Annotated in this window: 1 protein-coding gene and 1 pseudogene; both read right to left on the reverse strand. The window is 62.0% G+C overall.

Annotated elements, in window-relative coordinates:
• Positions 1-202 (reverse strand): annotated as a pseudogene (locus ACT3TS_RS19680) (hypothetical protein); the annotation flags it as partial.
• Between the two features lie 99 nt (positions 203-301).
• The gene (locus ACT3TS_RS19685) at positions 302-937 is read right to left on the reverse strand and encodes a helix-turn-helix domain-containing protein (protein ID WP_444533218.1); all 636 of its coding nucleotides are present in this window, start codon (positions 935-937) and stop codon (positions 302-304) included.
• Positions 938-1,183: the final 246 nt, after the last annotated feature.

The raw sequence follows: 1,183 nt of genomic DNA on the forward strand, positions 1-1,183 counted from the left end.
GATAACGGAACAACGCAATATTGTCCCGCTGTTCCTTACGCATCAACGGCGTCGTCGCCCGCGGAGCCGGATTCGCCGGTACCAGCGGCGACGTAAGGGGCGGCGTAAGGGCCGCCGGGGCAGCAAGCATCGGCACAGCAATGCCGGCTGACCCCGGCGGGGCAGGGTCAAGCTCATAGGGCAGGTGGGCTGGAGCGCTCATCGTCGAAAAGGGTCCTTCCGGTGGGGTGAAAACAAGGGACCATGCCAACTGCGGGAAGCAGAAAAGGCATGTGAACCCCACCATCGCCCATATACCGCACTAGCGGCAGGGTGGGCTGGTGTTGCACTCATCGGGCCATCCGACCCTGCTAAAGAACCACGGCCCATGAGCGAACAAGGCAGCATATTGCCACGGCACCGTGACGACGGGCTCGGACTCGTGGTGGTGCACCTCGGCCAGCAACCGGGCATGAGCCATGAGCATGCCCAACGCATTAGAGGTGGCTGTCGGTGACGGGGATGGCCAGTAGCTCAATGCCTCGGCAGTCGCCCGGTGCACCCGAACAGCGAACGCCGCCACGATGGCCGGGGCATTGGCTCTAAAGTCCCGCAGCCAATCCCGCACCGTGCTCTCGGGCCGATCAAGCCTCGCAGCGATCTTCCGATGCCCACGCCCGTAGGCAGCATTCAGCTCCACGGCCTCCGCTATGACCTCGGCATGATCAGCACGACGGCAAGCAAACTCAGCAGGCAACAAGATATGGGTGACACCGCATCCACCACAGCGGGCCCTACGCGGGATAAACCGTCGGCTCACTACAGGGACCCCGCACCGGATCACACGCTCCACCCCGAAACCCCAAGGTCGCAGCCGCCCACGGCACGCTGGGCAAACAAATCCGCGGCCAAAGAGCCGGGATTCGACAGCGGCAGGATCGTGGCTTACCGTAAGCATCAGCGCGACTCATTTCGCGTTAGAACGACCTGGTGCGGCTTCGAAACTGGCACCAGGTCGTTCGTCATTTAAGAAAAGGAACAAAATTCCAGATCAAGGGTCCATCGTCAGCCTGACGCCGCCAACGAAGAACGTCAAGAGGCCCGCGATGAATTCCGGTTCAACAAGCCACATCGTCAGGCAAAGCAACTACCCGCGGTCATCCACTGCGACGCGTAACAGAAGCGCACCGGGTTGGCTATCACC

The organism is Specibacter sp. AOP5-B1-6 (assembly GCF_052376555.1).
GTDB lineage: Bacteria > Actinomycetota > Actinomycetes > Actinomycetales > Micrococcaceae > Specibacter.

Coding starts and splice junctions, on each gene's coding strand:
- ACT3TS_RS19685 (WP_444533218.1), bottom strand. CDS start 937: ATGCTTACGGTAAGCCACGATCCTGCCGCTGTCGAATCCCGGCTCTTT.